Raw genomic sequence first — 6,336 nt, 5'->3', positions numbered from 1 at the left:
GACGGGCTGCTAGCGGGGTACCGGGCGGCGCCCGGACCCCCTGGGGCTCCGCCCCAGACCCCGCGCCTCAAACGCCGGCGAGGCTGGATTTGCGCAGCCCGAGCGATAGCGGGGCTGGACTTTCGCGACCCCGGCTGGAGAGGTCCGGGCGGCCGAGCACGCCCCGTCAGACCCCCCAAGCTCCCAGTAGCCGCACCATCGACCGGTCGAAGACCGCCGCCGGGTCCGGGAGTTCGCCCGGGATGCCCTGGGCCGTGGCGAGGACGCCCGCCAGGAGGGGGTAGTCGCCCGTCGCCAGGCGGGAGCCCAGCCAGGCCGCGCGTACGCCTTGTTCGGCGGCTTCGTCCCAGGGGAGCTGGCGGGCCCGTTCGGCCAGGGCCAGTTCGCCCGAGACGAAGGCCGCGACCGTGCCGTTGACCGCGGCGATCAGTTCCAGTTTCTCGCCGCCCGGGGCGTCGAGCGGGACCAGGCAGGCCAGGCTGTGTTCCAGGTACCGCAGGGCGTTCGGGCCGAATCCGTGGGCCGGGCTCAGCAGTCGGGGCAGCCAGGGGTGGCGGTGCATGACGGCCCGGGTCTGGCGGGCCAGTGCGAGCTGGTCGGCCCGCCAGTCGCCGGTCGGCGGCACGAGGTCGTACTCCCCGCTGACCGCGTCGACCATCAGCTCGTACAGGTCCTCCTTGCGCGGCACGTAGTTGTAGAGGGACATGGTCCCGGCCCCGATCCCGGCTGCCACGCGCCGCATGGAGACGGCGTCGATCCCCTCCTCGTCGGCGATCCGCACCGCCTCGGCGGCGATCGAGTCGCGGCTGTGCGCGGGCCGGGGGCCGCGGCCGGCCCGCGGCGGGCGGGCCCAGATCACTTCGGGTTCAGCGGAGCGGCCGCTGGGTGTCATCGCTCATCACCTCGTCCATCCTCACCATCGTAGTTACGTACAGCGTACGTAGTCATGTAGGGTGCAGCACATGACTACTACGTACGCCGTACTTAGTGAGGGTCTGGAGAAGAGCTACGGTGAGGTCCACGCCCTGCGCGGCCTCGACCTCGCCGTCCCGGAGGGCACCGTCTGCGGGCTCCTCGGCCCCAACGGCGCGGGCAAGACCACCGCCGTCCGCATCCTCACCACCCTCACCGAACCCACCGCCGGCCGCGCCCTCGTCGCGGGCCACGACGTCACCCGGGACCCGGCGGCCGTCCGCCGCGCCATCGGGGCCACCGGCCAGTACGCCTCCGTCGACGGCGACCTGACCGGAGCCGAGAACCTCCGCCTCTTCGCCCGCCTCGCCGGACTGCGCGGCCGGGCCGCCCGGGACCGCGCCGGCGAGCTGCTCGAGGAATTCGGCCTCACCGAGGCCGCCGACCGGGTGGCCGGCACCTGGTCGGGCGGCATGCGCAGGCGGCTCGACCTGGCCGCCGGGCTGGTCACCCGGCCCCGCGTGCTGTTCCTCGACGAGCCCACGACCGGTCTCGACCCGGCGGCCCGCGAGCAGATCTGGACGGCCGTACGGGACCTCGCGCGGGAGGGCACCACCGTGCTGCTCACCACCCAGTACCTGGAGGAGGCCGACCGGCTCGCCGACGACATCGTGGTCGTGGACCACGGCCGGGCGGCCGCCACCGGCACCCCGGCCGAGCTCAAGGCCCTGATCGGCGCCTACGCCGAGGTGTCCGTCGACGCCGCCGAGGCCCTCGCGGGCGCCGCCGCCGTGCTCGACCGGCTGACCGGCGGGCTGCCCGTCCTGGACCGGGAGCGGCTCACCGTCGGTGCGACCGTGCTCGACTCCGGGCTCACCCTGCCGCGGATCGTGCGGGCGCTCGACGCGGCCGGCATCGCCGTCACCGACGCGAGCCTGCGCCCGCCCAGCCTCGACGAGGTGTTCCTGCGCCTCACCGGACCCCGCCCCGCCCCCGAGCTGAAGGAGAACGCAGCATGAGCACCCTGCTGACCGACGGCGGCGCCGTCTTCACCCGCCAGCTCCAAAAGGCCCGGCACGCCCCGGCCCTGCTGATCCTCACCCAGACCATGCCGATCACCATGCTGCTGTTCTTCGGCTACGTCTTCGGCAGCGCGCTCGCCATGCCGGGCTCCGAGTACCGGCAGTTCCTGGTTCCGGGGCTGCTCGCCGCCACCGCCGCGAACGGCCTGATGACCGGCATGTTCACCGCAGCCCAGGACGCGCACCGCGGGGTGATGGACCGCTTCCGGACCCTGCCGATGAGCCGCAGCGCGGTGCCGCTCGGACAGACGGCCGCGGACCTGCTGACCACCGGCGTGTCGATGGTGCCGCTGATGCTGGTGGGGCTGGCCATGGGCTGGCGGACGGAGAACGGGCTCCCGGGGGCGCTCGGAGCCCTCGGCATCCTGCTGCTGTTCCGCTTCGCCACCGCGTGGATGGGCACCTACCTCGGCCTGCTGAGCAAGAGCGAGGAGGCCGCGGGGCAGCTCGGCAGCGCCACCTTCATCCTGCCGCTGCTCTCCAGCGCGTACCTGCCGACGGCCGGGCTGCCCGGGTGGCTGCGCACGGTCGCCGAGTGGAACCCGATCAGCGCGGTCGCCACCGCCGTGCGCTCGCTGTGCGGAAATGCCGGCGGCGAGGCCGCGGCCGGCGCCGCCTGGCCGGTGGCGCACCCGGTCGCCGGGGCGCTGCTGTGGTCGCTGGTGCTGCTGGCCCTGTTCGTGCCCGCCGCCACGCGCCGGTTCGCGCGCGGCCAGGGGTGACAGACCGGGCCGCACCCGGTAGGCAGGGCCCATGACTATCGAGCCCCTTCCCCTCGACGGCATCACCGTCGTCTCCGTCGAACAGGCCGTCTCCGCACCCTTCGCCACCCGTCAGCTCGCCGACCTCGGCGCCCGGGTGATCAAGGTGGAGCGGCCCGACGGCGGGGACTTCGCCCGCGGGTACGACACCGCCGCGCACGGTCTCGCCTCGCACTTCGTGTGGGCCAACCGGGGGAAGGAGTCGATCGCGCTCGACCTCAAGGACCCGCGCGGGCGTGAGGTCCTGCACCGGCTGCTCGACGGGGCCGACGTGTTCGTGCAGAACCTCGCCCAGGGGGCCGCCGCCCGGCTCGGTCTCGACTCGGCCGCGCTGTGCGCCCGCTACCCCCGGCTGGTCGCCGTGGACGTCTCGGGCTACGGACCCGAAGGCCCGTACGCCCACAAGCGGGCCTACGACATGCTCGTCCAGTGCGAGGCCGGCCTGGTCTCGGTGACCGGCACCCCGGAGCAGCCGGTCAAGGCGGGGATCCCGGCGGCGGACATCGCGGCCGCCATGTACGCCTTCTCGGGCGTGCTCGCCGCCCTGCTGCGGCGCGGGACCACCGGGCGCGGGGGCAGGGTGGAGGTGTCCATGCTGGACGCGCTGGCCGAGTGGATGGGGCATCCGCTGCACCACACCATGCACGGCGGGGAACAGCCGGTGCGGACGGGCCTCGCCCACGCAGTGATCGCGCCCTACGACGCCTATGCGACGGCGGACGGGGACCGGGTGCTGCTGTCGGTGCAGAACGACCGGGAATGGCGGCGCCTTGCCGAACAGGTGCTGGAGCGGCCTGAGTTGGCCGAGGATCCGGGGTTCGCGACGAACTCCGCGCGCACCGCGAACCGGGTGAAGACCGATGCGGTGGTCGCCGAAGCGCTGGGCCGGCTGGGCGCGGACGCGGCCATCGGGCGGCTGGAGGCCGCGGGCATCGCCTGCGCGCGGCTGAACTCGGTGGCGCAGCTCGCCGCGCACCCGCAGCTGGAGGCCCGGGACCGCTGGCGGGAAGTGGGCTCGCCCGCGGGCCCGTTGCGGGCCCTGCTGCCGCCGATCGGGCTGCCCGGCGGCGCGGCACCGCACATGGGTGCGGTGCCCGCGCTCGGCGAGCACACCGAAGTCCTGCTGGACGCCCTGGGGATGACGGGCGAACAGATCGCGGCACTGCGCCGGGACGGCGTGGTTCGCTGACTGGGCAGGGTTGATCGGGCCGGGTGGTTCGGGCCGGGACCGAACGGCGGCAGTGCGGCCGGGGACGCGAAGGCCCCGGAGAGCGGACGGCTACGAACGGCGGCTGCCGAAGAGGGTCCGCCGCAGCCTCCGCAGCGGCGCGAAGAGCGATACCCGCGCGCTCCGGCTCCGCAGCCGGTGCGTGTGATCGCGCGAGGTGAGCTCGCGCATCAGCAGCGTCGCCTCGGCGGTCTCGCGGTGCGGAAGGGCGGGACCGCCCAGCACCGCGAGGTGACGGTCGAGGCGCGAACTGGTCGCACCACTGCCGCAGGTGATGGCAGGCACGCGAGGCGGCCTGCTGCGCATTGCTATCTGTTCCATGTCTCTCCCCACCCGTATGAGGGCACCCGGCCCACCGGGCAGGGTAACCCTATCGTCCCCACGTCGCGCACGGGTATCCCGGTGGTGTGAATTGCCCGTGTGGCGAGCGGGAGTTGACGATTACTCAGCGGAGTCGATCGTCACTCTCCGCGAAATCCGGTGGGGTTCGGTGGACATGGAACCGGATCGGCGCCGACTGCGTGACTCCTGTCGCGACCGGAGCCACGGCGCGCGCTCTGCGCTAACTTGGAGTGATCGTCCGGTAACGCTCTTGGGGGCGCGCGTGAATGAGGCTTTCGGTGACTGAGTCCGCATCGGGCGGGGACGGCGCCGGCGACCGCGTCATCTCGGGACGCTACCGCCTGCTGGGTCCGCTCGGCCGCGGCGGGATGGGCATCGTGTGGCGGGCCCGGGACGAGGTCCTGGGGCGCGAGGTCGCCATCAAGGAAGTGCGCGCCCCGGCCGGGATGGACGAGGCCGAGGTGGCCCGGATGTACCGGCGCCTGGAGCGGGAGGCCTGGGCCGCGGCCCGCGTCTCGCACCGGGGCGTGGTCACCGTCTACGACGTGGCCACCGAGGACGGCCGGCCCTGGATCGTGATGGAGATCGTACGGGGACTCTCGCTCGCGGAGGTCCTGGAGGGCGACGGGCCGCTCACCCCGCAGCGGACCGCGCACATCGGCGAACAGGTCCTGGCCGCGCTGCGCTCCGCGCACGAGGCGGGGGTGCTGCACCGGGACGTCAAACCGGGCAACGTGCTGATCGCCAACGACGGCCGGGTGGTGCTCGGCGACTTCGGGATCGCGAGCCTGGAGGGCTCCAGCGCCATCACCATGACGGGCGAGGTGGTCGGGTCCCCCGAATTCCTGCCGCCCGAGCGGGCGTTGGGCCGCGAGCCCGGTCCCGCGTCGGACCTGTGGGCGCTCGGCGTGATGCTGTACCTGGCCGTGGAGGGGGTCTCGCCCTTCCACCGGGAGTCCCCGGTGGCCACGCTGCGGGCGGTCGTGGACGAGGAGTTCCCGCCGCCGCGGCGGGCCGGACCGCTGACGCCCGTCCTGGAGGGGCTGCTGGTCAAGGACCCCGGGGAGCGGCTGTCCGCGGCCGAGGCCTCCCGGATGCTGCGCATCGTCGGCGCGGGCGGGACCGTACGGGCCTCCGGCGGGCCGGTGTCGGGTTCCGCACCGGCGCCGGGGTCCGAGGACCCGACCGCAGCGGTGCAGCACCGGTACGGCCGCCCCACCCCGCCGCTGCCGCAGCACGGGACCGGGCCGTTCCCGGCGCTTTCCCGGGAGAGCGCCGGGAACGGCGGGAACGAGGGGAACGGCGGGAACGGGGCCGGGCTGGTGCTGGGCGGCGGGATCGCGGTGATGATCGTGGTGGTGGCCCTGCTGGGATGGCTGCTGCTGAAGGACCGCGACACCGGCGGGGACGGCGGTGACGGGCCGACCACCGGCCCGACCGTCACCCAGAGCGCTCCGCCCTCCCCCAGCCCGTCGCCGAGCGCGTCCGTCTCGCCCTCGCCCTCCCCTTCCCCCTCCCCTTCTCCTTCGGCCACGGCGCCCGGCATCGCCCTGTCCGCCGTACAGGCCGTCCGGGACGCCTATCGCGGCCCGTGTCCGGCGCCCGCCGCCGAGGCACCCGCCTTCACCGCCACCGTGGCGGTGGACCGGACCCCGGCGACGGTGGAGTACCGGTGGGCCACGCGCAGCGGGCAGACCTCGGGACCGGGCTGGCAGACCCTCGCCTACCCGGCGGGCGGGCCGGGGAGCGTACGGCTGGAGCACACGGAGCTGACGCACTATCCGGACGCGACCTTCGAGGACGCGGTGCGGCTGGAGGTCCGGGCCCCGTCGGAAGCGGCCTCGGACTGGCTGGAGTTCTCGGTGACGTGCGAGGAGGAGACCCCGACGGCCGGGGCCTCCTCCCCTGGTACGGCCGGACCGACCGCCTCCCCGTCCGCGAACCCGGGTCCGACGGTCAGTCCGTAAAGGGCCGGTCCGTGAAGGGCCGGTCCGTGAAGGGCCGGTCCGTG

Annotated in this window: 6 protein-coding genes; 4 read left to right on the top strand and 2 right to left on the bottom strand. The window is 74.4% G+C overall.

Annotated elements, in window-relative coordinates:
* Positions 1–166: 166 nt before the first annotated feature.
* Positions 167–892: a TetR/AcrR family transcriptional regulator gene (locus ACFWNV_RS23460; RefSeq protein ID WP_383950328.1), complete on the bottom strand. Its 726-nt coding sequence runs from the start codon at positions 890–892 to the stop codon at positions 167–169.
* A gap of 70 nt (positions 893–962) precedes the next feature.
* On the opposite strand from ACFWNV_RS23460, the gene ACFWNV_RS23455 reads away from it, so the two are divergent.
* Genes ACFWNV_RS23455 through ACFWNV_RS23445 form a run of 3 tightly spaced genes read left to right on the top strand, consistent with a single transcriptional unit; the run spans position 963 to position 3,944 of the window.
* Positions 963–1,931 carry an ATP-binding cassette domain-containing protein gene (locus ACFWNV_RS23455; protein WP_383950325.1) on the top strand — a complete coding sequence of 323 codons (969 nt, stop codon included), beginning with the start codon at positions 963–965 and terminating at the stop codon, positions 1,929–1,931.
* On the top strand, positions 1,928–2,716 hold the full coding sequence (locus tag ACFWNV_RS23450) for an ABC transporter permease (protein ID WP_383950322.1): 789 nt from the start codon (positions 1,928–1,930) through the stop codon (positions 2,714–2,716). Before ACFWNV_RS23455 ends, ACFWNV_RS23450 begins: the two co-directional genes overlap by 4 nt.
* Before the next feature lie 31 nt (positions 2,717–2,747).
* Complete coding sequence (locus ACFWNV_RS23445) at positions 2,748–3,944, top strand: CaiB/BaiF CoA transferase family protein (RefSeq protein WP_383950319.1); 1,197 nt, start codon at positions 2,748–2,750, stop codon at positions 3,942–3,944.
* A gap of 90 nt (positions 3,945–4,034) precedes the next feature.
* Here the strand turns inward: ACFWNV_RS23445 and ACFWNV_RS23440 are convergent, their stop codons facing one another.
* Positions 4,035–4,304 (bottom strand): hypothetical protein, encoded by a 270-nt coding sequence (locus ACFWNV_RS23440; RefSeq protein WP_267760327.1) that lies wholly within the window; start codon positions 4,302–4,304, stop codon positions 4,035–4,037.
* 287 nt (positions 4,305–4,591) lie between these two features.
* On the opposite strand from ACFWNV_RS23440, the gene ACFWNV_RS23435 reads away from it, so the two are divergent.
* Positions 4,592–6,292 carry a serine/threonine-protein kinase gene (locus tag ACFWNV_RS23435; RefSeq protein ID WP_383950316.1) on the top strand — a complete coding sequence of 567 codons (1,701 nt, stop codon included), beginning with the start codon at positions 4,592–4,594 and terminating at the stop codon, positions 6,290–6,292.
* The last annotated feature ends 44 nt before the right edge of the window (positions 6,293–6,336 follow it).

The organism is Streptomyces sp. NPDC058401, from assembly GCF_042722885.1.
GTDB lineage: Bacteria > Actinomycetota > Actinomycetes > Streptomycetales > Streptomycetaceae > Streptomyces.
The sequence above is the reverse complement of the archived record's forward strand: the minus strand, read 5'-3'. Positions and strand labels throughout refer to the sequence as shown.

Coding starts and splice junctions, on each gene's coding strand:
- ACFWNV_RS23460 (WP_383950328.1), bottom strand. CDS start 892: ATGACACCCAGCGGCCGCTCCGCTGAACCCGAAGTGATCTGGGCCCGC.
- ACFWNV_RS23455 (WP_383950325.1), top strand. CDS start 963: ATGACTACTACGTACGCCGTACTTAGTGAGGGTCTGGAGAAGAGCTAC.
- ACFWNV_RS23450 (WP_383950322.1), top strand. CDS start 1,928: ATGAGCACCCTGCTGACCGACGGCGGCGCCGTCTTCACCCGCCAGCTC.
- ACFWNV_RS23445 (WP_383950319.1), top strand. CDS start 2,748: ATGACTATCGAGCCCCTTCCCCTCGACGGCATCACCGTCGTCTCCGTC.
- ACFWNV_RS23440 (WP_267760327.1), bottom strand. CDS start 4,304: ATGGAACAGATAGCAATGCGCAGCAGGCCGCCTCGCGTGCCTGCCATC.
- ACFWNV_RS23435 (WP_383950316.1), top strand. CDS start 4,592: ATGAGGCTTTCGGTGACTGAGTCCGCATCGGGCGGGGACGGCGCCGGC.